At 64.5% G+C, this 21,910-nt stretch carries 18 protein-coding genes and 1 pseudogene; 13 read left to right on the top strand and 6 right to left on the bottom strand.

Features of this window, described 5'->3' with window-relative positions:
• The first annotated feature begins 170 nt into the window (after positions 1–170).
• Both dosR and F0Q45_RS08560 read left to right on the top strand, forming a co-directional pair.
• Complete coding sequence (dosR, locus tag F0Q45_RS08555) at positions 171–827, top strand: hypoxia response regulator transcription factor DosR/DevR (RefSeq protein WP_149653533.1); 657 nt, start codon at positions 171–173, stop codon at positions 825–827.
• A gap of 266 nt (positions 828–1,093) precedes the next feature.
• On the top strand, positions 1,094–2,743 hold the full coding sequence (locus tag F0Q45_RS08560) for a sensor histidine kinase (protein ID WP_149653560.1): 1,650 nt from the start codon (positions 1,094–1,096) through the stop codon (positions 2,741–2,743).
• 45 nt (positions 2,744–2,788) lie between these two features.
• Here F0Q45_RS08560 and F0Q45_RS08565 read toward each other — a convergent pair whose 3' ends face one another.
• Entirely contained in the window at positions 2,789–3,604 is an 816-nt protein-coding gene (locus F0Q45_RS08565; protein WP_149653534.1) for a universal stress protein, read from the bottom strand.
• Between the two features lie 220 nt (positions 3,605–3,824).
• Here F0Q45_RS08565 and F0Q45_RS08570 point away from each other — a divergent pair, with 220 nt between their 5' ends.
• The 6 genes from F0Q45_RS08570 (at position 3,825) to F0Q45_RS08595 (ending at position 9,933) form a co-directional block, all read left to right on the top strand.
• Positions 3,825–4,721 (top strand): universal stress protein, encoded by an 897-nt coding sequence (locus tag F0Q45_RS08570; RefSeq protein WP_149653535.1) that lies wholly within the window; start codon positions 3,825–3,827, stop codon positions 4,719–4,721.
• A 24-nt stretch (positions 4,722–4,745) separates the two neighbouring features.
• Positions 4,746–6,257 carry a bifunctional aminoglycoside phosphotransferase/ATP-binding protein gene (locus tag F0Q45_RS08575; RefSeq protein WP_149653536.1) on the top strand — a complete coding sequence of 504 codons (1,512 nt, stop codon included), beginning with the start codon at positions 4,746–4,748 and terminating at the stop codon, positions 6,255–6,257.
• A gap of 131 nt (positions 6,258–6,388) precedes the next feature.
• Positions 6,389–7,387 carry an Acg family FMN-binding oxidoreductase gene (locus F0Q45_RS08580; RefSeq protein ID WP_149653537.1) on the top strand — a complete coding sequence of 333 codons (999 nt, stop codon included), beginning with the start codon at positions 6,389–6,391 and terminating at the stop codon, positions 7,385–7,387.
• Between the two features lie 28 nt (positions 7,388–7,415).
• Complete coding sequence (locus F0Q45_RS08585) at positions 7,416–8,516, top strand: 3-oxoacyl-ACP synthase III family protein (protein WP_149653538.1); 1,101 nt, start codon at positions 7,416–7,418, stop codon at positions 8,514–8,516.
• Positions 8,500–9,387 carry a 3-oxoacyl-[acyl-carrier-protein] synthase III C-terminal domain-containing protein gene (locus F0Q45_RS08590; protein WP_149653539.1) on the top strand — a complete coding sequence of 296 codons (888 nt, stop codon included), beginning with the start codon at positions 8,500–8,502 and terminating at the stop codon, positions 9,385–9,387. Before F0Q45_RS08585 ends, F0Q45_RS08590 begins: the two co-directional genes overlap by 17 nt.
• A gap of 36 nt (positions 9,388–9,423) precedes the next feature.
• Entirely contained in the window at positions 9,424–9,933 is a 510-nt protein-coding gene (locus tag F0Q45_RS08595) for a hypothetical protein (RefSeq protein WP_149653540.1), read from the top strand.
• A gap of 503 nt (positions 9,934–10,436) precedes the next feature.
• On the opposite strand, the gene F0Q45_RS08600 is transcribed toward F0Q45_RS08595, so the two are convergent.
• Complete coding sequence (locus F0Q45_RS08600; protein ID WP_149653541.1) at positions 10,437–11,072, bottom strand: class I SAM-dependent DNA methyltransferase; 636 nt, start codon at positions 11,070–11,072, stop codon at positions 10,437–10,439.
• Between the two features lie 98 nt (positions 11,073–11,170).
• On the opposite strand from F0Q45_RS08600, the gene F0Q45_RS08605 reads away from it, so the two are divergent.
• Positions 11,171–11,632: an SRPBCC family protein gene (locus tag F0Q45_RS08605; protein ID WP_149653542.1), complete on the top strand. Its 462-nt coding sequence runs from the start codon at positions 11,171–11,173 to the stop codon at positions 11,630–11,632.
• A gap of 44 nt (positions 11,633–11,676) precedes the next feature.
• Positions 11,677–12,249 (top strand): annotated as a pseudogene (locus tag F0Q45_RS08610) (acyl-CoA dehydrogenase family protein); the annotation flags it as partial.
• 42 nt (positions 12,250–12,291) lie between these two features.
• Here the strand turns inward: F0Q45_RS08610 and F0Q45_RS08615 are convergent.
• Positions 12,292–13,125, bottom strand: a complete 834-nt coding sequence (locus tag F0Q45_RS08615; protein ID WP_149653543.1) for a hypothetical protein — start codon at positions 13,123–13,125, stop codon at positions 12,292–12,294.
• 89 nt (positions 13,126–13,214) lie between these two features.
• Here F0Q45_RS08615 and F0Q45_RS08620 point away from each other — a divergent pair, with 89 nt between their 5' ends.
• The gene (locus F0Q45_RS08620) at positions 13,215–13,751 is read left to right on the top strand and encodes a PadR family transcriptional regulator (RefSeq protein ID WP_149653544.1); all 537 of its coding nucleotides are present in this window, start codon (positions 13,215–13,217) and stop codon (positions 13,749–13,751) included.
• Positions 13,752–13,895: 144 nt separating this feature from the next.
• Here the strand turns inward: F0Q45_RS08620 and F0Q45_RS08625 are convergent, their stop codons facing one another.
• Positions 13,896–15,095: a MalY/PatB family protein gene (locus F0Q45_RS08625; protein ID WP_149653545.1), complete on the bottom strand. Its 1,200-nt coding sequence runs from the start codon at positions 15,093–15,095 to the stop codon at positions 13,896–13,898.
• A 610-nt stretch (positions 15,096–15,705) separates the two neighbouring features.
• Between F0Q45_RS08625 and F0Q45_RS08630 the strand changes: the two genes are divergently transcribed.
• Together F0Q45_RS08630 and F0Q45_RS08635 are read left to right on the top strand one after the other, a co-directional pair.
• Entirely contained in the window at positions 15,706–15,963 is a 258-nt protein-coding gene (locus F0Q45_RS08630; RefSeq protein ID WP_149653546.1) for a ribbon-helix-helix domain-containing protein, read from the top strand.
• The gene (locus F0Q45_RS08635) at positions 15,960–16,349 is read left to right on the top strand and encodes a type II toxin-antitoxin system VapC family toxin (RefSeq protein WP_149653547.1); all 390 of its coding nucleotides are present in this window, start codon (positions 15,960–15,962) and stop codon (positions 16,347–16,349) included. The genes F0Q45_RS08630 and F0Q45_RS08635 overlap by 4 nt, the downstream gene beginning before the upstream one ends.
• Before the next feature lie 197 nt (positions 16,350–16,546).
• Here F0Q45_RS08635 and F0Q45_RS08640 read toward each other — a convergent pair whose 3' ends face one another.
• Positions 16,547–20,419, bottom strand: coding sequence for an NAD(P)-dependent oxidoreductase (locus F0Q45_RS08640; protein WP_188112841.1), 3,873 nt, complete (start codon positions 20,417–20,419; stop codon positions 16,547–16,549).
• 272 nt (positions 20,420–20,691) lie between these two features.
• Positions 20,692–21,855 (bottom strand): threonine ammonia-lyase, encoded by a 1,164-nt coding sequence (ilvA, locus tag F0Q45_RS08645; protein ID WP_223163889.1) that lies wholly within the window; start codon positions 21,853–21,855, stop codon positions 20,692–20,694.
• Positions 21,856–21,910: the final 55 nt, after the last annotated feature.

Genomic DNA, 21,910 nt, shown 5'->3' on the forward strand with positions numbered 1-21,910 from the left:
TGGTTTGAGGCTAAAGCCCCGGTTCGCCGGGCGTTGGTGATGCGCCAACCAGCATCGTGCACGCGGCGGGCTATCTAATGTTGGTGATCGTGGGGAATTATGAGGAGTGGAGGCTGTAGCTCACGGCTTCGTGATGCTCAAGGTCACACCGTCGCGCGGAGGGACTTGCCATGGTGAGAGTTTTCTTGGTCGATGACCATGAAGTTGTTCGTCGTGGACTTGCTGATCTGCTTGCCTCCGATGCTGACCTACAGATCGTCGGAGAAGCAGGCTCCGTCTCTGAAGCCATGGCCAGAATCCCGGCCTTGCAGCCCGATGTCGCAGTGCTTGACGTGCGTCTTCCCGATGGTAACGGCATCGAATTGTGCCGTGACCTGCTGTCCGAGCACCCGCAGCTGCGGTGTCTGATGCTGACCTCATTCACCTCCGATGAGGCGATGCTGGACGCTATTCTGGCCGGCGCCAGCGGCTACGTGGTGAAAGACATCAAGGGCATGGAGCTGGCCCGGGCGATCAAAGATGTGGGCGCCGGGAAATCCCTGCTGGACAACCGTGCGGCCGCCGCGCTGATGGCGAAGCTGCGCGGCGGGGCCGAGCACCCAGACCCGCTGTCCGGGTTGACCGACCAAGAGCGAACGCTGCTCGGGCACCTCAGCGAGGGATTGACGAACCGGCAGATCGCCGCCCGGATGTTTCTAGCCGAGAAAACGGTGAAGAACTACGTGTCCCGCCTGCTAGCCAAACTCGGCATGGAGCGCAGGACACAGGCAGCGGTATTCGCGTCGAGGTTGGGCCAAGGGTCCGCACCACCGTCGGCGGCGAACTGACGGCCTACGGATACGTTTGCACTGTGACGGAGGATCCTAACTCTACTTCGCCATGCAATGTGGCGTTGCTGGCAGCACCGCCAAGCCACTGCATGGTGGCTGTCTGACCGCGAGGTGACTAAGCTGTACGGCGGCATCTAAGTGTTGTCCCCTTGCAACGCCAGCTGTCCGAAGCCGGGAGGCGTGGAGGGTGAAAGGGTGAGGTGGCCGGTGACAAGAGCGGCTCAGCATTTTCGGGGCTGGGTCAGCCTGAATTGGTAGGCAGAATGCACGCGCAACTCGACGAGTTGCTGGCGGGTCGCGATCAAATGGAGCAGTTGCTGCGCGTGATCGTCGAGATCGGCTCAGATCTGGACCTCGACGGAACGTTGCGTCGGATCGTCCTCGCGGCCCGAGAGTTGACCTGCGCCCCCTACGGCGCGCTGGCTGTCCGTGACCCGGACGGAATGTTGATTTCTTTTGTCCACGCCGGAATCGACGCGGAGACCGCGCGGCGGATCGGCCATCTGCCGGTAGGCAAAGGTGTGCTGGGCTTGTCGCTCGTCGAAGCTCCTGCGTTGCGTCTCGACGATCTGACCATGCATCCGGCAGCCTGCGGCTTCCCCGAGTATCACCCCCCGATGCGGGCATTTCTCGGGGTACCGATCACGATCCGGGGAACGGTATTCGGGCACCTCTATCTGACTCATGACGAGCCAGGGCGGGTGTTTGCTGAAGCCGACGAATTCGCCGCTCGCGCATTGGCTTTCGCGGCGGGGGTGGCCGTCGACAATGCGCGGGTCTTCGAGCGCGAGCGGGCGTCGGTGAAGTGGATGGAGGCCAGCCGCGAGATCACCACCGCGCTGTTGGCCAGGACTGAGCCGGAGCGGCATCCGTTGCAGTTGATCGCTGAGCGCGCACGCGCGCTAACTGATGCCGAACAGGCGATTGTGCTTGTTCCCAGCGACGCCGAGCTGCCCGCTGACGAGGTCGACACGCTGGTGATTGCTGCCGCGGTGGGGCGGTATGCCGATGACGTCATCGGCCAGCGCGTGCCGGTGGACGGCTCGAACACCGGCGCGGTCTTTCGCTCCTGCCAACCGCTGATCACCGAGGCGTTTAGTCACCCCATCCAGGCGTTCACCGATGCCGGGCAGCGCCCCGCGATCGTCATGCCGCTGCGCGCCGACGATGAGGTTGCCGGGGTGATCGCCGTTGCGCGCGGTCCGCAGCAGCCGCCTTTCGACGCCAGCTATTACGACCTGGTGAGCGATTTCGCTTCGCACGCCGCGATAGCGCTGGTGCTCGCGTCCGGCCGCGAGAACACCCGGCAGCTGACGATCCTGGCTGAGCGCGAGCGTATCGCCCATGATTTGCACGACCACGTGATCCAAAGATTGTTCGCCGCGGGCATGGATTTGCAGGGCACGCTGGCACGAGCACGCTCACCGGACGTCGTCGCCCGGATCCAGCGCACGCTCGATGATCTGCAAACCATCGTCGAGGAGATTCGCAGCACGATTTTCCAGCTGAAAACCCCGCCTGGGCAGGACGGCAGTTTCCGGCATCGCATACAGCGCGTGGTTGCCGACTTGGCCGATAACCGCGACATTGTCACGACCGTGCATATCACCGGCCCAATGGCGGCCGTTGACGGTGAGCTTGCCGACCACGCCGAAGCGGTGACGACGGAGGCTGTCAGCAATGCCCTGCGCCACTCTGGCGCCACCCGGCTAACTGTCGAAGTCAATGTCGCGGACATGCTCATCCTCGACATCATCGACAACGGCTGCGGGGTGCCCACCGACAACACGCGACGCAGCGGTCTGGCCAATATGGCGCACCGCGCCGAACAGCTGGGCGGCAGCTGCGCCATCAGCAGTGCCGCTGGCGGCGGGACCCAGGTCCACTGGACCGCGCCCTTGACCGACCGCTGAGACCCGTTGCGATCTGTAGCAGCGTCGGTCCGCTGCGCGGCTGAGTCAATGGGGCACCACGAGCACCGAATGCCCGGCGCGGCGCGGCAAGTGGGCGGCGACGGGACCAACTATGCGCGCGACCTCCCCGGCAACATCGCCGCCAACCACAGCCAATTGGACGGGTTCTTCGGTGCCGGCGAGAAACTCCGCGGCTCCGTGTCGCGCGGCGACCGGTTGAACGTGGATATCTCGATAGCGAGAAACCCAACGATCAAGGCGTCGATCCAGCTGCTCATACGGAATTTCACCCAAACCCCAGCGCCAGACACCCATCGCCAAAATCGGCGCCCCGCGCAGGCGCGCTTCTCGGAAGCCGTGCTCGAGTACGGCGTCGTTGCCCGGTGCATCGTCGACGACCACAGCGATCCAGGCTGAATCCGGTACCACATCGTCGCGGCCGGCGCGAAGAATTGCCGCGGGACAATGCGATCCCTGAGCCACCGCGTCGGCAGTGGAGCCGAGCAACTTGCGGGCGACCCGCCCGATACCCACAGATCCTACGACAACCATTGCGGCACAACGTGATTCGTCGACCAAGGAGCCGGCCGGTGTGCCGGGTACGATGTCGGTTTCGACTTCGACCGGCTTGCCCATGGCGTGCAGCGCTGCTGCCGCGCCGTGCAGCGCAGTTTCGGCGTACTCGATATCCAAGCTTTCATCACCGGCGGGGGCATCGTCACGGTGGAGGATGGCATGGATCAGACGCAGCGGGATGTCATGACTGATGGCCTCGGCGACAGCCCACCTGGCGGCGTTGATCGCTGCGTCGGACCCGTCGATACCCACGACGATTCGCTTGGGTGAACGTGGATGGTTCATTAACCCTCCCGATCGGACAGCCGACGCCGATCGCCTCGAGCCATCATCTCAGAGGCTATTGGGGTGTCGCCGGCTGTCAGCAGGGCCGTTTGGCCTCACCTATCCAGGAGTTGGTCACTGCGGCGCAACGGAGGCACGATGGCCATGTGGTTGGTGACCAAAGCCTCACGACCATCGACGCGCGGAGCAATAGCGTTTGCGCTGACCAAGGGAGACCGAAATGTCTGCAACCATGAAACGCCTTGGCATTGTCGTCGCTGTCGATGGATCCGCCGCATCGAACGCAGCAGTCGGCTGGGCGGCCGGTGACGCCGCGATCCGCCATATTCCGCTGAACTTGGTTCATATGGTGAACGCGGCCGTGCCGATGTGGCCCGAGATGCCGTTGTCCGCCGGCATGGCCACCTGGCAGGAAGAAGACGCCCGCCAGGTCCTCGAGCACTCCGTCAAGATCGCCGAAGACAGCCTAAAGACACTGCGACCCACCACGATCAACAGCGAGCTGAGATGGTCGCCGCCGGTGCCGACCCTGGTAGAGCTGTCCGACGAAGCACAGATCGTGGTCGTGGGCAGCTACGGGCGCACAGCGGTGGGCCGCGCGTTCCTGGGCTCGGTCAGTTCCGGTCTGTTGCGCCGCGCGAAGTGTCCGGTCGCTGTCATTCGCGACCAAGATCCGTCCCTGCCCCATCCCGCACGTCCCGAGCAAGCTCCCATACTGGTGGGAATCGATGGTTCGCCGGTTTCCGAGCTCGCGACGGCTATTGCGTTCGACGAAGCGTCGCGTCGCGGTGTGGCGTTGCAGGCGGTGCACGCCTGGAGCGACCTGGAAGTGGTCGACCTGCCAGGGTTGGATTGGGCGACAGTCAAGAGCGAAGCCGAGGAAACCCTGTCCGAGCGGCTGGCCGGCTGGCGAGAGCGCTATCCCGACGTCACAGTCCATCGGCTCGTCATGTGTGATCGGCCGGCCCGCGAGCTGATTCAACAAGCCCAAACCGCCCAGCTTGTGGTACTCGGTAGCCACGGCCGGGGTGGCTTCGCGAGCATGCTGCTGGGTTCGGTCAGCAACGCGGTGGTCCACTCGATTCGCACACCGGTGATCGTGGCCCGTCCGTCGTGAGCCGTGTCGATAAGCACTAGCACCATGGAGGCCGTGATCAGCGCCGACAGAGCTACAACCGAATCACCGACAACGGCTTTCGTACCTTATGTCGATCTGCACGAAACTCACACCGGGGTGGTGGTGCTGGCCGGCGATAAAGCGTACAAGGCGAAAAAGCCGGTCTTGACCGACTTCCTGGATTTCCGCACAGCTGACCAACGCACGCGGGCCTGCCTGCGTGAAGTCGAGTTGAACAGCCGGCTCTCGCCTGCCAGTTATCTGGGCGTCGCGTATCTCTCCGATCCCACCGGAGGCGCCGCAGAACCGGTCGTTGTCATGCGACGCTATCGCGACAGCGACCGGTTGGCGTCGCTGATCAAGCAGGGGCGACCGGACGAGTCCATTCGTGCCGTTCTAGACGCCATCGCCGGGGTGCTGGCCCGATTCCACCAGCAAGCTGAGCGGGGCCGGTTCATTAACGCCATGGGGGAGGCCAGTGCGGTCGACCAACGCTGGAGCCAGAACCTGACGGAACTTCACGGCTATGCGGGTAGTGCGTTCTCCGACAATGCAATCGGCCGGATTAAGCAGCTTGTCACTGAATTCATCTCCGGTCGGGCGCCGCTCTTCACCCGGCGGATAGCGGAGGGCTGCCTGGTCGACGGCCACGGCGATCTGCTGGCCGACGACATCTTCTGCGTGGCCGGCGGGCCGGCCCTGCTTGATTGCCTGGAGTTCGACGACCAGCTTCGCTACCTCGACCGGATCGACGATGCCGCCTTCTTGGCCATGGACCTGGAATTCTTGGGCCGCAAAGACCTTGGCGACTATTTCCTGGACCGCTACAGCGCCCACACCGGCGATGCGGCGCCGAAGCCGCTGCGCGACTTCTACATCGCCTACCGCGCGGTAGTCCGGGCCAAGGTCGACTGCGTGCGGCATTCACAGGGCAAATCGGCAGCCGCGGCCGACGCCGCTCGGCACCTGGCCATCGCAACCGGGCACCTGGAAGACGCCGCCGTGCGGCTAGCACTTGTCGGCGGCAATCCGGGCACCGGAAAGTCGACAGTGGCCCGCGCGCTTGCCGAACAGGTTGGCGCCCAAGTTATCTCAACCGATGACGTGCGCCGCGAGCTGCGGGAGTCAGGCACCATCAGCGGCGAGCCGGGTGTCTTGGACGCCGGGCTGTACAGCCCGGAGAACGTCACGGCCGTCTATGCGGCAGTGCTACGCCGGGCACGGCTGAGCCTGGTGAATGGGCAATCGGTGATCCTCGATGCGACCTGGCGCGATCCGCGCCTGCGGGCGCAAGCTCATCTCCTGGCGGCGGAAACGCATTCGGCGGCTGTGGAACTGCTGTGCGCCGTGCCGGTCGACACGGCGACCGCCAGGGTCAAGACGCGGCAGCCCGGCACTTCTGATGCGACACCGCAGATCGCCGCAACATTAGCGGCTCAACAGCACGGCTGGTCTACCGCGCACCGGCTGGATACCTCACGGCCCCTCGAGCTTTCACTGCGTCAAGCCTACGAGGCCTGGCTCGACGCCAGCTAGCGCCAGCGCCGCTGCCGTTGGTAACGGCCATGGTTGCGAGCCCAAGGCCCCTCTCGCCGAGGACCAACGGCCCTGTCCGCGCCGCGCGCAGCTTCCTAGCGTTGACGTCACAGATGAAAAGGGTGGTGCGTATGACGGCGACAACGGTGTCCGGGGCGCCCGATGCCAAGGCAATCCGCGAGGCGGTGGCGCTGGCGTGCCAAGCCCCGTCGCTGCACAACAGTCAGCCCTGGCGGTGGATTGCCGAAGCTGCGACGCTGCAACTGTGGGCCGACCCCAACCGGTCGATGCCGGCCACCGACCACACGGGCCGCGAGCTGATGTTGAGCTGTGGTGCCGTGCTAAACCACCTACATGTCGCCATGTCCGCGGCGGGCTGGGACAGCGCCACCGAACGGTTTCCTGATCCGGACAATCCATATCATCTGGCCACATCGCAATTTCGGCCAGCAGCGACCGTCACTGCAGAGCACCGGCGCCGGGCTGAGGCGATCTCTCGGCGCCGCACCGACCGATTGCCGTTCGGCCCGCCTGTTCGCTGGGCGGCCACCGAGTCCGTGCTGCGCCGCGCGGTCATCCCCTATGAGGTGCTGCTGGACGTGGTGGCCGACGATCAGCGTCCGGCCCTGGCCGAGGCATCCCGGCTCACCGAAACGCTGCGTCGCAACGACACCACGTACATATCCGAATTACGTTGGTGGACTTCCCCCTTCACATCAGACGCCAGTCATGCGCCGGAAAGCGCACTGGTCTCCAGCTCAGAAGCAGCCCGAGTCGACGTCGCCCGCGCGTTTCCTCCCGCCGGTGGGGGCCATCGTCGCCCGGGCATCGATCACGACCAGTCCAAGATCGTGGTGCTGTCCACCGAAGGGGAGGAACCGGTGGACGTATTGCGCTGCGGTGAGGCGCTGTCAGCGGTGCTGCTCGAGTGCACCATGATGGGCCTGGCTACCTGCACGTTGACCCACATGACCGAGATCGCGATGAGCCGCAACATTATCGCGCAGATCACCGGGACAGCGGGTCAGCCGCAGCTGCTGATCCGAGTCGGCCAGTCACCGGCCAACGACCACCACGTCGAGCGCACCAGGCGGCGCCCGGTGACAGAAGTCCTCGAATTTCGGGGTTGACCGCACCCACCGAGAGGAGGTTCAGCCCATGGCTCGGCACTGGCTGGTGATGGAGACAGACAACGGGCCGCACGCGCCGTTCGTCACCCGGGTAGCCGCCGCCGGTCGGCATCTGCCCGAAACTCACCTCACCACAGATGATTTGATGGCTACCACTCGTCATCACACCCACATCGACCTGGAACGGTTGACCGGAATCCGGGAGCGCCGGGTGTCGGTCGGTGACGAGGATTCCTACACCCTGGCGACTGCCGCGGCGCTCAACGCGCTCGCTACCGCGCGGCAGGACCCGGCATCGCTGGATGTGGTGATCAACTGCAGTATTACCAAATTCCGCGGCGGCCTCACCCAATGGCTCGAGCCGACAATGAGCAGCGCTATCGCTCGCGGCATTGGGGCGCGCCGGGCGATGACGTTCGATATATCTAACGCCTGCGCCGGAATGCTCACTGGGGTAAACATTTTGAATAACTGGATCCGCCAAGGCGTGGTCGAGCGCGGCTTGGTCGTCAGCGGCGAGTACATCTCGCAGCTCAGCCGTAATGCCGCCCGCCACATCCGCAACATCATGAGCAAGGAGTTGGCCTCGCTAACCCTCGGCGATGCGGGCGCCGCGTTGCTGCTGGAACGGGCGCCCGTCGGATCCGCGGGAATCGCGCTGGCAGGATTCACCACGGTGGCCGATTACAGCCGACTGTGCCTGGCCTACCCCCGCGGACACGACCCGGGCGCCCGAATGTTCACCAACGCCCGGGCCATCCACCAGGCCGCAATGGCCAACACCCCGCTGCTGTTACAGGAAGTGCTCGACACCGCTGACATTTCCATCCATGACATCGACCATGTGATCACCCACCAGACGTCGGCGCGGGCGATCCGCAAGGGAATGGCCCGCATGTCGGAGTCTTTTGGGGATACGCCCCGCCACGATGCGGTGATAACGGTGGACCGCTACGGCAACACGGCATCGACCACGCACACGGTGGCCTTGGTCGAGGAGCTCGAAGCCGGACACATCGCGCCCGGCGAAAGGATTGCGCTGATTGCCCTGGCTTCGGGGTTGGAAATCGGGATTGTCTTGGTGACGCTGGATGAGGACATGGTGAGCCGTTATGGGCACAGTGATTGATCGAGTCGACCTCGCTCACCCGGGACTACTGCATCGGCACAGTGCGCTGCATCTCGCGGTCACCGCGGCCAAAGAATGTCTGCAGCAGGCGCGATGTGACCCCGACGACGTGGATCTTATTGTCAACGCGGGTATCTACCGCGACCGCAATCTGGGTGAGCCCGCGCTGGCCGCGCTGATCCAGGACGATATCGGGGCCAACCCGGAAGACCCACACGCCGGGGCTCACGGCACGTTCTCCTTTGACATCGCCAACGGCGCCTGCGGCGTGTTGACCGCGCTGCAAATCGTCGACGGATTCCTGCGAACACACAGCATCAATCGCGCGTTGATTGTCGCCAGCGATGCCGACCCCGGTCACGGGATGAGCGAGCACTTTGCGTTCTCGGCCGCCGGCGCGGCGCTGCTATGTGGGTGGACAGCTGACGACTACGGCCTAAGCCGGGTGTCCTGGGTGAACGCGGGAAACGGTGCGAGCGATGAGATATTTCGTGCCACAGTCGGTTTCGCTGACGCGCGGAACGTCCTTCGGTTCAGCGAGTCGGCGGACGTGAATGAACAGTTTGCCGCCGCCGCCGCCCAAGCAGCGGCTGACTGCTTGGAGGCGCATGCGGTGCGGCTCTCGGCGATTGACCTGATCGTCGCTGCCCCGGCACGGCATGGTTTTCGTGCCGCGCTGGCCAACCGGCTGGAGGTGCCGGTCGAGCTCATACAGGTGGCCGACGACGAGCATATGCACACCGCCGCGCTGGCCGCAGCGTTCGAGCGGCAGCGTAAGCAAGTCCCGGCGAACAAGCAGGTCTTGTTCGTCGCCGCCGGAGCGGGCGTCACCGCCGGCGCTGCCCTCTACCGCGAGCGCGACGTCGGCTGAATAGGTAGACCCCAACGTCACCTCGCCCGGGCGGGGATGCAGATCCAGCCGCTAACGCTGTTGTGTGTAACCGCATGTCTAGCTGGGCGCGATGCCAGCGATACGGGCTTTGAGGAACTGCGCGAGCTGTGCGCGGTAGCCGGCGACGAGTTCTCGCTGGCGATCGGCATGTCGGGGAGCATCATGGCGCTTGTGGTCAACGGCCGTGGTCGTGATGCGGCAAGGCTGGCCTGCGAGCTCATCGGGCTGATCGAATCAATCGGAGATCCGACGCTCACGGTCGGTCTGTTCTACGCGGGGAGCTACGCGAAATGGAGGCCGGTGAGGTCCGGGAGGCTCGGCGACTGGCGCAGCGGGCCATCGATCTGGCCGGGGGAGATCCGACGAATCGGTTCACCATTGGCAATGGCAACGGGTCTCAAGGGGACCGAGGCCGATCTGCGAGAAGCGCGCGTGGTCATCGACCGCTTGGCATCGGTGCCGACCGATCCCGGATTCGTCCCGAACTCTGCGGCTTCGCGGTTTGGTCGCACTGGCGCAGGGTGACGAGGCCAGCCACAACGAGTTCATGGCGAGCCTTCGGCCAGAGCGATTGCGCCGGGCTTCGAACCGCTCGCCGCCACCGCCGGTTGGCGCCGGGCTTTGACCGCGCCTCCGACACCCGTCGAGACTGACACCAGCGCGGAAAAGTGCGAGAAGGTATGACGCTCACGTCAGTCTCGACGCAAGGACCGCGATCCCCTGGGTACGTCGCGGCGGCAACGCCCGATACGTAGGGTTTGGGTGCCACGAAATGGATAGTGCCGACCCCGATCAAGAGTGCGGCGACCCCGGTACGCGGCGATCTGGTTGGGGTCCCGTCAAGCGGTGAGCGGCTCAGGCGCCGGTGAGTTCCAATTGAATTGTGCGTCATCGCTTCCCCTTTCGACCTGTTTGCCGGGCGTGCGTTGCGCCGCTACCCACCGCTTCCCGTGCGATCCGCCTGTGTAACGACAGTAGTTGCGGCCACATGCTAAGCGCTTCACCAGGTCTGCTGGTCAAGGAGCTGTTCAGTTGAGTCGCGCCAACCAGATCGTGTGATGACCACAACCGGGGTCCTCCACCACGTGCGTGACCACTTCGAACCCATTGCCGTGCAGCAGCGCTCGGTATTCGGCTGCATCCAGGCTGGCGTGATAGAGCGGCTCACCCTGATAGGTGCCAATCAGCTCGCCGGCCGATGTGCCGCTGGTGAACATCAGCGCGGCGCCTGGCGCGGCATGCTGTTGGAAGGCGGCAAACATTCGGCGTTGATCGGCCTGGGGAAGATGAAAAAAGCTGTCCCAGGCTAGGATTGCGTCAAACTTTCGGTTCAGAGCCAGATTGCGGATGTCGGCGACATGCCATTCGTGGGTGGGGAAGCGACTCACGCACCTGGCGATCATTGCCGTCGACGCATCCACTCCTGTCACCCGGCAACCACGGTCGATCAGATAATGGGCAATCGGTACGCCGGTTCCGCAGCCGAGGTCAAGCACCTGGGAGTTCGCCGGGAGCAAGTTCAAAAGCCGGTCAAGCCAAATCTTTTCGAGCAGATCTCGGCGATCGTGTGACCATGACGCAGCGTGTTGTTGGTAGATGTCGATCACGCGGTCCGCGCCGGCGATAGCGTCTCGGCGCCGTTTCCGATCGCTTTCGACATCCATCCACCCATCGTGCCTGCCACTGCGGCCACTTACCAGCCATGTGTTGGCGGCGTCTAACATGTGCGGCAGTACACGGCATCGGCCGGACAGGAGATCTCATGGTCGAGATTCATGTGGCGCGCACCATCGCCGCACCTATCGAGCAGGTCTTCGACCTGCTGGCTGACCCGAACGTGCTGACGGCAGCCCCGTTGGTCCTCAGGGCCGGGTGGGCCAAGGATTCGTCCCCGCCGGGAGCCGGCGCGGTGCGTGAGGTGATCGGAATCGGCATCTGGTTTCTGGAGGCAATCACGGCCTTCGACCGGCCGGGCAGCTATTCCTACCTCATCGTGCGCTCATTTCCGCCGTTCAACCACCACGGCGGCACACTAACCTTCAGTGTGTCAGGCAACAGCACCCACGTCGATTGGCTGAGCAGCTATACGCACCCGGCGCGGGCAGGCGGCAAGGTCCTGGAGTCGGTTACCCGGCCGCTGCTGCGGTCGAGCTTTCTTGCGGTTCTGGCCGGCTGCGCAGCAACCCTGGAAGGCCGGGACGGCTGCAGCCGTGGTAGGCACTGATTGGGCTCGCTGTTCGGCCTTCCGGAGTGAGTGAGGACGAACTGATGGCTTCGACAACCGCCGCGCTGGCGCGAGGCATGCGGGAGCTGGTGCGGGCCCAGGCCGATGAATCCGAGCGCATCCGCACGCTGACGGACGCGATCGTCGACCAAATGTGGACCACCGGGCTGATGTCGGCTTTCAATCCGGTCGCGGCGGGCGGCATTGAGCCGTCGTTTCCCGAAATGATCGAGACGTGGATCGAAATGGCTTGGCAGGATGGGTCATTCGGTTGGATCGGCATTGCCAACCTGCCGTCGGCGTTCGCTGCGGCGAGCTATCTTCCTGATGAGGGCTTTGCCGAGGTGTTCACCGCGCACGCCAACCACGTCACGATGGGAGGCCAGTTTTTCCCGAACGGGCAGGGGATGACGGTGGACGGCGGTTACCGGCTGAGCGGATCGTGGAGTTTCGGCTCGGGAATCGGTCATTCGCAATACATCGCGGCCGGGTTTTTGCCTATGGACAACGGGGAAATGCGCTGGGTCAGCGACGGTGTTCCAGATATGCGGGTGGCGGTGGTTCCGCGGGACGAGATCAGCTTCGACGGCGGATGGTATGTGCAGGTCGTCGCGGGCGTGGAGCGAATCAAGCGATGGGGCGAGCGCCGGTTCTAAGCCTCAGTCCGCCGCTATGTTTCGCGGTTTTGAAGGTGACAGTGCCGTCACGATCCCGGCTCCCAGGCTGCCGACCACAATCAGCGTTATGCCCATGATCAGATCAACGGAGTCGGTGAAGAAACCCACGATTGCGGTGACTACCAGGAACTTTGGTAGCCACTGGATGATCTGAACAATCGAAGGCAGCTGCGCTGGTTGCCCGTTGGCCAGGTCGACCTTGGCCGCGGCGTAACCTGGGTAGAACTCCGTGACCGACACCGCGAAGAAGATTGCCGCTAGCTGCAGAATCCACCCAGTCCAGAAGTTGCCGGCGTCGCGAAAGACGTAGTCGCCGACGAAGCCGGCACCGGCTGCGAAGGTGAAGGCGCTCGCCCATGCGGCCGTGATCACGCCGTTAATCCGCTTGAACAGCGGGCTGTCCCAATGCTCTGGTGAGGTGGTGTCCTTGGCGTAGGCGATGGTGAACGGTTTTCCGATCAGCAGGGTCAGCCAAGCGAAGCCAGCCAGCACGATGTTCGTCAGCTCACCAGCCCACAATTCCAGCCACTGGATGACGCCGGCGGTCGCAAGCAGGCCGACGACGGCGAGCGCCCCGAAGAACACGGCGCTGAAGATCTCCAGAGCGTGAATCTTGATGCCACGGCTGCGCCCGACAACCATGACGAGCAGTGAGAACCCGAGGGCAGCGAGCGTCGCTTCCGCGAAGCGTCCAGGTCCCGACAGGATCGAGAGCAGCACCCACGGCGCTATTCCGGCGAACGGCGACTTGAGGAATGTATCGATGAAATTCGCGCGGCCGGGGCCTTTGGCTTGCGGGCGGGTCGTCGAGTCCATCTCAACTCCTGGCATATATTCCACTATTGACATGTCGATACTGTCATTTCATTAGTGACATGTCAAGGCTGGACGGTTAAGATGGAGACGTGAGCCTGCGACATGCGGCATTGGGATTGCTTTCCCAGCAGCCCGGCAGCGGATATGACCTGCTGAAGAGATTCAAACTGTCGATGGACAACGTCTGGCCGGCCACCCAAAGCCAGCTCTATGGCGAGCTCAACAAGCTGGCCGCAGCGGGATTGATCAAGGCATCCGATATCGGGCCGCGGGGGCGCAAGGAGTATGCGATCACTGACGCGGGACGTGCTGAGCTCTATCGGTGGATGACGTCTCCGCAGGAGGATCCGCCGCTTCGAAATGCCGCGCTATTGCGTGTCTTTCTACTCGGCCAGCTCACCCCGAGCCAGGCGCGCAAGTATGTGGAGTCGCTGTTATCTGCGGCACAGCAGGAGCACGCGCACTACGAGCAGCTTCGAGACACCCACGACTGGTCCGACGACGACGACAGCTTCTTTGGCCGCGCCGCTTTGGAGCAGGGATTGCGCTGGACCCGGCAGGAGATCGAATGGGCCACCTGGGTCATCGAGGGTTTGGATCGGCGAAGTGCCCCACGCAAGCACTAGCGGTCTGGTCGGTCAGGTCGCCGGGGTGGGGATTGCGGTCGCTGCGCCGAGACTGTCGTTGGCGTCACGCCTTCTCGCGTTTTTCCGCGCTGGCGTCAGTTTCGACGCGTACCGACCCCCGACGAATTCACCAGTGCGCCACCACTAGCGGGAGTCCAGCAGCGCCTGGCCCATTCGCGATATGGCTTCGGTCAGGATGGTTTGGGACGTCGCGAAATTGATGCGTACGTGCCCGGCTCCGCCGGTTCCGAAGACGTAGCCAGAACTGAGTGCTACCCGGGCATGGTCCCGAAACCACCGGGCCGGCCCGGACAGGTCGGAGACCACCGCGAGGCCAGCGCGCACCTCGTCATCGAAACCGAGTTGGCGGCAATCCAGCCAAGCGAGATACGTGCCTTGCGGCCAGAGGTATTTCGCCCCGCGGAGGTGCTGGCTGGCCAAATCAGCCAGTAGCGTTCGGTTGGCGTCCAGGCCCTGCAGTAGCGCGTCCAGCCATTCGCCGCCGCTGCGGAATGCCGCCGTGTGGGCGATGACACCCAGGTGGCTAGGCCCGTGACTGACCTCTTCGGGCATCCGGCGAAGGTCGCTGGCTGCCTCGGCACCGGCAATGGCCAGGGCTGCTTTCAGCCCGCACAGATTCCACGCTTTGGACGCGGATATCAACGCCAACGCGTTCTCGGCCCCAGGCACGCTGAGATACGGCGTGAATCGCGCTCCAGGCAACACGAGCGGCGCATGAATCTCGTCGGATACCACCCGGACACCGAATTGGCGCGCCCGTTCGGCGACCTTGCATAGTTCCTCGGCGGTGTGCACGGCTCCGGTCGGGTTGTGCGGATTACACAACAAATAGGCGACGTTACCGCCGAAGCGACGGGCTCGGGAGAACGCTTCTGCCAACGCGTCCAGGTCAAGTCGGCCATCGGCACCCAGTGGCGCTTCCATCACACGACGGCCATCGTGCGAGACGAATGCGTAGAACGGGGCGTATACCGGTGAATTGACTATCACGGTGTCACCGCGATCGGTGACCAGACGCAACGTCTCCACGACACCGAGCATCACGTCGGGCACGATGGCCGTGCGGTCGACCGACATGTCGTGCCATTGCCACCGCTGGGCAGCGAATTCAGCGACCGCCTCGGCATAGCCAGTTCCGAAAGGATATCCGGTATCGCCGTTGTCGATGGCTTGGTGGATGGACTCGGCCACCGCCGGCGCGAGATTGACGTCCATCTCTGCGACCCACAATGGCAAGACATCGGCGGGGTAAGCACGCCACTTCAAACTTGTGCGGCGGCGCAATTGCTCAAGCGTCGTTACCTCGAGCGGGTTGTCAGTCACAAGCAACCACGTTAGCGGTCAACCATTGTCGTCCATCTAGTCCACCAGGACCGCCCGTCAGGTGCAGCTCTGGGCGTCTGCAACGTAATAGCCTCGCCTTCGGCGGTGAAGTTACACATAGTGACCGGCACCGGGCCCCCGGTAGCGGCTGCGACCAGGCTGATTCGTCAGGCATGCCTGCCACCCCTGGTTGGTGATGGACAGCGGCGCGATGCTGTCCGACACCGCCCGCTCGGGCGCTCGTCAGTTCAGGCCGCAGCTACGGTGAGAACACCGGTTCCCGCGTAGTCCGGGCTGGTTTCACCAACACCAGGGTGTTGCCCAGCGCCGTCCCGTCGGCGGACATTGGTCGCCCGGCCGCTCCCCCGCAGCGGGCGGTACCCCCAGCTTGGGGTCCGGGGGTGGACAAGAGTCGTTGTGGGTGTGGCCACAGCGGGCCAGATTCACCGCGGCGTTGGTGTCTGTCGGCCGGCATCATCGCACCGTCGGCTGGCCGGGTGTTCACTGCCGATGCCGATGCCGATGCCGGTGCCGATGCCGATGCCGATGGCGTGGTTGGTCCAACCGCTTTCACCTCGGAGAGGCACAATAGTGATGTATGATGCGGTGTATGCGTCGGACCAATATCTACCTCGACGAGCGGCAGACCGCAAGCTTGGACAGGTTGGCGAAACAGGAAGGCGTGTCACGGGCCGAGCTCATCCGCCAACTGCTGCAGCGTGCACTGGCCAGCGCTGACGACAATCTGGCCTCGGATCTCAAAGCGATCGACGATTCGTTCGGCACTCTTCGAGGCCTCGACGTGGCGGGGCGTTTTCCCGGTGATCGTGAGGAACACCTTGCCCGAATGTGGCGCCGAACGTCGTGATCCTGGTCGACTCCGATGTGTTGATCGCGCATTTGCAAGGTGTCGCCGCGGCCCGCGACTGGCTTCTCAAGGTCAGAAACGACGGGCCTCTGACAATTAGCGTGGTATCGATCGCAGAGCTGATCGGCGGTATGCGGACCGTCGATCGGCGCGACGTGTGGCGCCTGCTTGCATCTTTCCGCGTGGAGCCGGCGACGGAGATCATCGCGCGCCGCGCCGGAGACCTGATGCGCCGATACTGCCTCAGCCACAATAGAATCGGACTCGGCGACTATCTCATCGCGGCAACCGCGGACGTGCAGGGCCTGGAACTGGCGACTCTGAATGTGCGGCATTTTCCCATGTTCGAGCATTTGCAACCACCGTTTGCCAGCACGGCCGGGTAACCGTCGGGGCGGTGACATAGGGTTCGGCGTCACAACGGCAACCACATCAGTCATCGGCGGTTTGCGGGTCGGTATGTTCGTTGTGCCCGGCCACAATCGACAAAGCCATTGCGCTTGCCGTCCAACCGAAAGCATCTGTGCCGAACTTGATTTCGCGACCCAAACCGGCACCGCCCCAGCTGGGCGCGGTAGTCGAGTCACGCCATGAGATCACCCATCTGCTGCAGCATTTCGACAACATCATCAGGCAGTATCGCCGGCTCTTTGCCGACGGCATAGCAACCAAGGATGATCTGGGCTGACCGATCGATGATCTCGACCATGTCGGCGGCGCGCCGCAGACTGCGGCCCGCGACTAGCAGCCCGTGGTTGCGCATGAGCACCGCCCAGCCATCTCGAATGGCCGCGGCCACCGCACGGGCCAGCTCGTCAGTGCCCGGCATGATAAACGGCACCCGCGGAATATCGCCGAAGAACGCGGCTTCGGTAGAAACCGGCAGGAATGGCAATCCGGCGTTGACCAGCACGGTGGCGTGTGGCGCGTGGGCATGCACCACGGCCTGAGCGTCGCGGCGGGCACGGTATACCCGGCAATGCATCATTCGCTCGCTCGACGGCGATGGCGCGCCGGTATCCAATGCCTGCCCGTCCAGGTTCAAGCGCACCAGGATTTCCGGCCGCAGATCCCCTTTGAACATCTGGCTCGGGGTGATCCAGAGCTCGTCGGTTCCGGGGATGCGCACACTGACGTTACCGCCGGTGGCAGTGATTAACTCGGCGGTATACAGCTCGTGCACGGTCTGCAGCAGTTCGTCGCGGATATCACCCGCCGTCCCGACAGCCGCTCTCGTTAGCCGTGCGGTCGTGGGGCGCGCCGTCGCCTCAGCTTCAGCGCCTTCGGGAACGGCCGCCAGATCGCCCGGATCACCGGCTTCTTCACGAGCCTCCTGGTAGAGCCGGGCCAGATCGTTCTGCATGTTCTGCAACGTCATGGCCTTGGCAGTGTCGCCGCTGAATGAAAGCCGGCCGCCCATGGCCGCCTGTAGGGGATTTACGCGGCCGGTGAACATCCCGTCGAGAATTGTTGCGCGCATGCGCAATTCGACGTCAGCCGCCTCGCTGGGGTTGCCGAGGTAAGCGGTGATCATGTCATCGTGCAGTTGCAGGACGAACGCCAGGTCAACGTCGGTAAGCGTGAAATGCAGGGTGACGGATTTGCCTGCGGCAAACGCGCCTAGCGCGGCATCGCGTGCGATGCGTTCGACAAAACCCTGCAGGATGCGCCGCATGCCCTCGCGCACCTCCGACGGTACCGCGGCACCAGGAGCCAATGTCGATGCACGCGAGGCGGATTCGGTCGGGGCCGGGGGCTTCGGGGCGGCACCGCGGTTGAGCTGCAGGTCCGACACCGCGGGCCCCGGCTGGCGGGCCAGCTGTTCGAGGACGTCGGGTGCCGGTGTTGGGCGTGCCACGTTCCAGTCGAAGATACGCAGGGTTTCGGGGTTCAGGACGTGGTGCGGTGCCTCGCCGACGAGCAGCCGGCGCACGTCCGCGGCGATGATGCTCCCTTGATGCGCTGCCACATCGATGCTGTTGCCGCCGACATGCGGCGTCGCGATCACATTGTCGAGGGCCAGAAGCGGGTGATCCGACCCCGGGGGCTCGACACTGAAGACATCCAGTGCGGCACCGCCGAGATGTCGGCTGCGCAAGGCGTCAGCCAAGGCCGCCTCGTCGACGAGCGCCGCTCGCGCCGTGTTGACCAGGCACGTGCCCGGCCGCATGCGGGCCAGCGCGGCTGCGTCCATCATCCCCCGTGACTGGTCGCTCACCGCGGCATGCAGGCTGACGAAGTCACTGGTTTCCAACAGCGCATCTAGCGACGCCGGTTCGGCATCGGCCAGCACGATCTGGTCGACGCTAACGTACGGGTCGTAGACCAGGACGCGTGCGCCGAAGGCGCGCAAGCGCCGGGTCGCCGCGCGCCCGACAGCGCCGAAGCCGATCAAACCGATGGTCTTGCGCCAGAGTTCGCGGCCTTGCAGGCTGGTGAATGCCTGACCCATTCGGCCCATGTCCCCCGCGGCGATCCCGGGCTGACGGAGGAACGCGGACGCCGCGGGCAAGCGTCGAGCCAGCATCAGCAAGAACGCGACGGTGAGGTCGGCGACAGCGTCGGCGTTGCGTCCCGGGGCGTGCAGGACGGGAATGCCGAAAGCGGTGCACGCCGCCAGGTCGACGTTCACTGCGGTGCCTCGGCATGCGGCGACGATTCTCAGGTCAGGCAGCTGACGCACCGCGTCGGCGTCCACCACATCCACTTCGGTGATGAACACCTGCACCCCGGCCAGCGCCTCGACCAAGGTTGGCCCGGTGAGTAGGCGCATCGCAGTGCGAAAACTCGCGTATTCGACGTGGCCAAGAGCGCGCAACGTTGCCAGCGATTCGTCGTCCAGCTCCGCGGTCACCAGCATGCGCGGACGCAGCCACGGTCGGTGCTTAGCCGCAGTACGGCTCATCGCCTTGAGTGTTGACGGCAAAATCAGCTGAGACGCGAGTGTTTCGGCGCTGGCACCGGCTGCACGCAACTTCTGCCAACCGCTGTAGAGCTGCTGGTAGGCAGTCAACCGCTCGCTGTCCGGCAGCACCGTTCGTGCCTGGCCGCGAAGACGCTGCGCGGCCTGGGCCAGGTCAGTGAACACTCCGACGGCAACCCCGGCGCAGAGCGCGGCGCCGAGCGCACTCGATTCGGATGTGGCGCCGACTTGGACAGGCTGGCCGAGGACGTCGCTGATTATCTGCGCGAATACCGCACTGCGCGACATGCCCCCGGCGAGGTGGAAGGGTGCGGGATCTGCTGGTGGCGGTGCGACGTCGCGTAACTGTTCGAGGTTGGCGCGCACCGCATAGGCCATGCCTTCGACCACGGCTCGCTCCAGGTGGTGCCGGCGTTGCCGATCATGTGCCGTGCTCAGGTGCGACATGGTCAGGCTGCCGGTCGGCAGCCGCAGCTCGCGGGCATTCATCACGCTGGTGCCGAGAGTGGACAGAATGCCCGCCGCACCCGGTTCGGACAGTCCGGCTTCGGTCAGGAAGTGGGCCACCGGATGCGCGGCATCCGGGTACACGATTCGCGCAAACCAGTCCAGCGCTTCACCCATCGCTCCAGCGTTGCTCTCCAGCACCCAACGGTCCGACAGCACATGGCAACCGGTCCACAGTCGCTCGTGGATATCGACGACAGGCTGATCAAGGACCAGCTGGACGGGCACCGTGGTGCCGCCAATCGCTCCCGCCTGTCCGGGCGCTACGGCACCGGCGCCCAGCAACGCGCACTGGCTATCGGCGCCACCCACGACGACGGGAGTCCCGGCGCGTAGGCCGAACATTGCCGCCGCTGCGGTGGTGACCGTGCCGAGGCATGTGCCGGAAGGGTGTATGCCCGGCAGCAGGCGACGCGGAATACCCAGCTCCTCGACGAGATCAGCCGCCCACTCGCGTTGCGCAATATCGAAAAGCAGGGTGGAGCTGGCTTGCGACGCCTCGCTGCCGGATTCGCCACAAAGCCGGTAGGCGATCCAGTCGCTGAGCGTGAACACCGTCGTGGCACGCGCCCACGCGTCCGGGTTCGTCGTTGCCAACCAGCGCAACCGCGCTGCGGTAGCGAGGGGACTGGGCCATTGACCGGTGCGCGCGTAAAGGGTGCTGCCATGCTCGCTCGCTAGCTGCCAGGCCTCGCCGGCGGCGCGGGCGTCACGGTTGGGCGTGGCCAGCAGGGCGCACCCGTCAGCGTCGAGCACCACCGTGGTGTGCCGCATGCTTGTGGCCGCTACGGCAAGCACCTGATCCGGCGTTGCGCCCGCGTTGTTAAGCGCCGCGCGGGCCGCTTCGGCGAGGCTCGCCGAGACCAGGTCCAGATCCAGATCCGTACCGAGCCCGTCGGTTTCGGGCGCCGCCGGGTGTGACCACGAGCGAAAGGTGCGGGTGAACACGCCCCCCACCACGTCCACGAGCAAGCAATGCCCGCCACTGCCGCCGGCATCGAGCGCCATCAGATAGCTCGTATTCACCATGACCTCCCTGGATGCTTACATACCAGCCGGTAATGATGTGCCGGGTGCTCGCACAACTGGAAATTCGAACGACGCAGCGTCTGGACGTTCGGCAATTTCTCCCGCTCGGTGTGGCGGGCGAAAGGCGAGCCGAGTCCGAGGGTCTCATCATGAGCCTGGGTGCGTCCAGGTGTCGAGAGCATGACAGCCGTTATCCCCACGAGCATTCCCCATAGGTGGCTCGGTCGTTGCCGGACGTTGGCCGCGAACGGCAGTGCCACTACCGAGCTCTAATTGTCCTCCACGGACACGACGAACCCCGCTTCGATCAAGGTGGCCAGCAAATCCTCACGATGTGCCTGACCCCGGGTTTCGAGGGTAAGCCGCACCTCGACTTCGTCCAATGCCAGCTTGCGGGCGGTACGGGAGTGCACCACGTCGAGCACGCTGACGCCGCTCGCGCTGACCGCAGCAAGTAGCCTGCTGAGTCCGCCGGGCCGGTCCGGGATGGTGACTGTTATCGCCAGGTAGCGCCCGGCCGCACGCAGGCCGTGGGTGATCACATGGGTTAACACCAGTGGGTCAATGTTGCCGCCGGACAAGACGGCGCAAACGGGGCCGTTTAGGTCAAGTTCGGGTACCCGGGTCATCAGCGCTGCCACGGCCGCCGCGCCGGCCGGCTCGACGATGAGTTTCGCGCGCTCCATGCACAACAACAGTGCGCGCGATAGGGCCTCTTCGCTCACCGTTTGAATCGAGTTGACAAACGCCTGTACATGGGCGAAGGGGATGGCTCCGGGCGACGCAACGGCGATGCCGTCAGCCATCGTCGACATCGACTCCAAGCGCAGCGGATGTCCGGCGGCCAACGACATTGGCCAGGCTGCCGCATTCGCGGCCTGCACTCCGATCACCCGCACCTGTGGTGCCAGAAAATGCATCGCGGTGGCAATTCCGGCCACCAGCCCTCCGCCGCCGGTCGGCACCACGATGGTTGTGACATCGGGAACCTGCTTCAAGATCTCCAACCCGACCGTGGCCTGGCCGGCGACGATGTCGGCGTGATCGAAAGGGTGGATCAACACCGCGTCGTGTTGCTCCGCATATTCACGCGCGGCGACCAGCGCGTCGTCGATCGTGTCGCCGATGAGGTGAACTTGCGCACCATAAGCCTTGGTGGCAGCCAGTTTTGGGAGCGCGACTGTGACCGGCATGAACACCGTCGACGCGATCCCGAGCTGGGCCGCGGCCCACGCGACCCCCTGTGCATGATTGCCCGCGCTGGCCGCCACGACTCCGCGAGCTCGGTCCTCGGCGCTCAGATTGGCGATCCGGTTGTAGGCTCCGCGGGGCTTGAACGAACCGGTGCGTTGCAGGTTCTCGCATTTGAGCCACACCCGTTCGCCCGTGCAAGCCGACAACATTCGCGACGCGATGATTGGGGTTAGGCGCATCACCTGCTGCAGCCGGTCCGCCGCCGCGTTGATTTGGTCTAGCGTCAGATACTCC

It is taken from the genome of Mycobacterium simiae (assembly GCF_008370645.1).
In the GTDB taxonomy this organism is placed as follows: domain Bacteria; phylum Actinomycetota; class Actinomycetes; order Mycobacteriales; family Mycobacteriaceae; genus Mycobacterium; species Mycobacterium simiae_A.

Excerpts from the sequence above, each read along its gene's own strand:
- F0Q45_RS08605 (WP_149653542.1), top strand. The coding sequence starts at position 11,171 with ATGGTCGAGATTCATGTGGCGCGCACCATCGCCGCACCTATCGAGCAG.
- F0Q45_RS08595 (WP_149653540.1), top strand. The coding sequence starts at position 9,424 with ATGCAGATCCAGCCGCTAACGCTGTTGTGTGTAACCGCATGTCTAGCT.
- dosR (WP_149653533.1), top strand. The coding sequence starts at position 171 with ATGGTGAGAGTTTTCTTGGTCGATGACCATGAAGTTGTTCGTCGTGGA.
- F0Q45_RS08630 (WP_149653546.1), top strand. The coding sequence starts at position 15,706 with ATGCGTCGGACCAATATCTACCTCGACGAGCGGCAGACCGCAAGCTTG.
- F0Q45_RS08575 (WP_149653536.1), top strand. The coding sequence starts at position 4,746 with ATGGAGGCCGTGATCAGCGCCGACAGAGCTACAACCGAATCACCGACA.
- F0Q45_RS08600 (WP_149653541.1), bottom strand. The coding sequence starts at position 11,072 with ATGGATGTCGAAAGCGATCGGAAACGGCGCCGAGACGCTATCGCCGGC.
- F0Q45_RS08585 (WP_149653538.1), top strand. The coding sequence starts at position 7,416 with ATGGCTCGGCACTGGCTGGTGATGGAGACAGACAACGGGCCGCACGCG.
- F0Q45_RS08580 (WP_149653537.1), top strand. The coding sequence starts at position 6,389 with ATGACGGCGACAACGGTGTCCGGGGCGCCCGATGCCAAGGCAATCCGC.
- F0Q45_RS08570 (WP_149653535.1), top strand. The coding sequence starts at position 3,825 with ATGTCTGCAACCATGAAACGCCTTGGCATTGTCGTCGCTGTCGATGGA.
- F0Q45_RS08565 (WP_149653534.1), bottom strand. The coding sequence starts at position 3,604 with ATGAACCATCCACGTTCACCCAAGCGAATCGTCGTGGGTATCGACGGG.
- F0Q45_RS08590 (WP_149653539.1), top strand. The coding sequence starts at position 8,500 with ATGGGCACAGTGATTGATCGAGTCGACCTCGCTCACCCGGGACTACTG.
- F0Q45_RS08560 (WP_149653560.1), top strand. The coding sequence starts at position 1,094 with ATGCACGCGCAACTCGACGAGTTGCTGGCGGGTCGCGATCAAATGGAG.
- F0Q45_RS08615 (WP_149653543.1), bottom strand. The coding sequence starts at position 13,125 with ATGGACTCGACGACCCGCCCGCAAGCCAAAGGCCCCGGCCGCGCGAAT.
- ilvA (WP_223163889.1), bottom strand. The coding sequence starts at position 21,855 with ATGCGCCTAACCCCAATCATCGCGTCGCGAATGTTGTCGGCTTGCACG.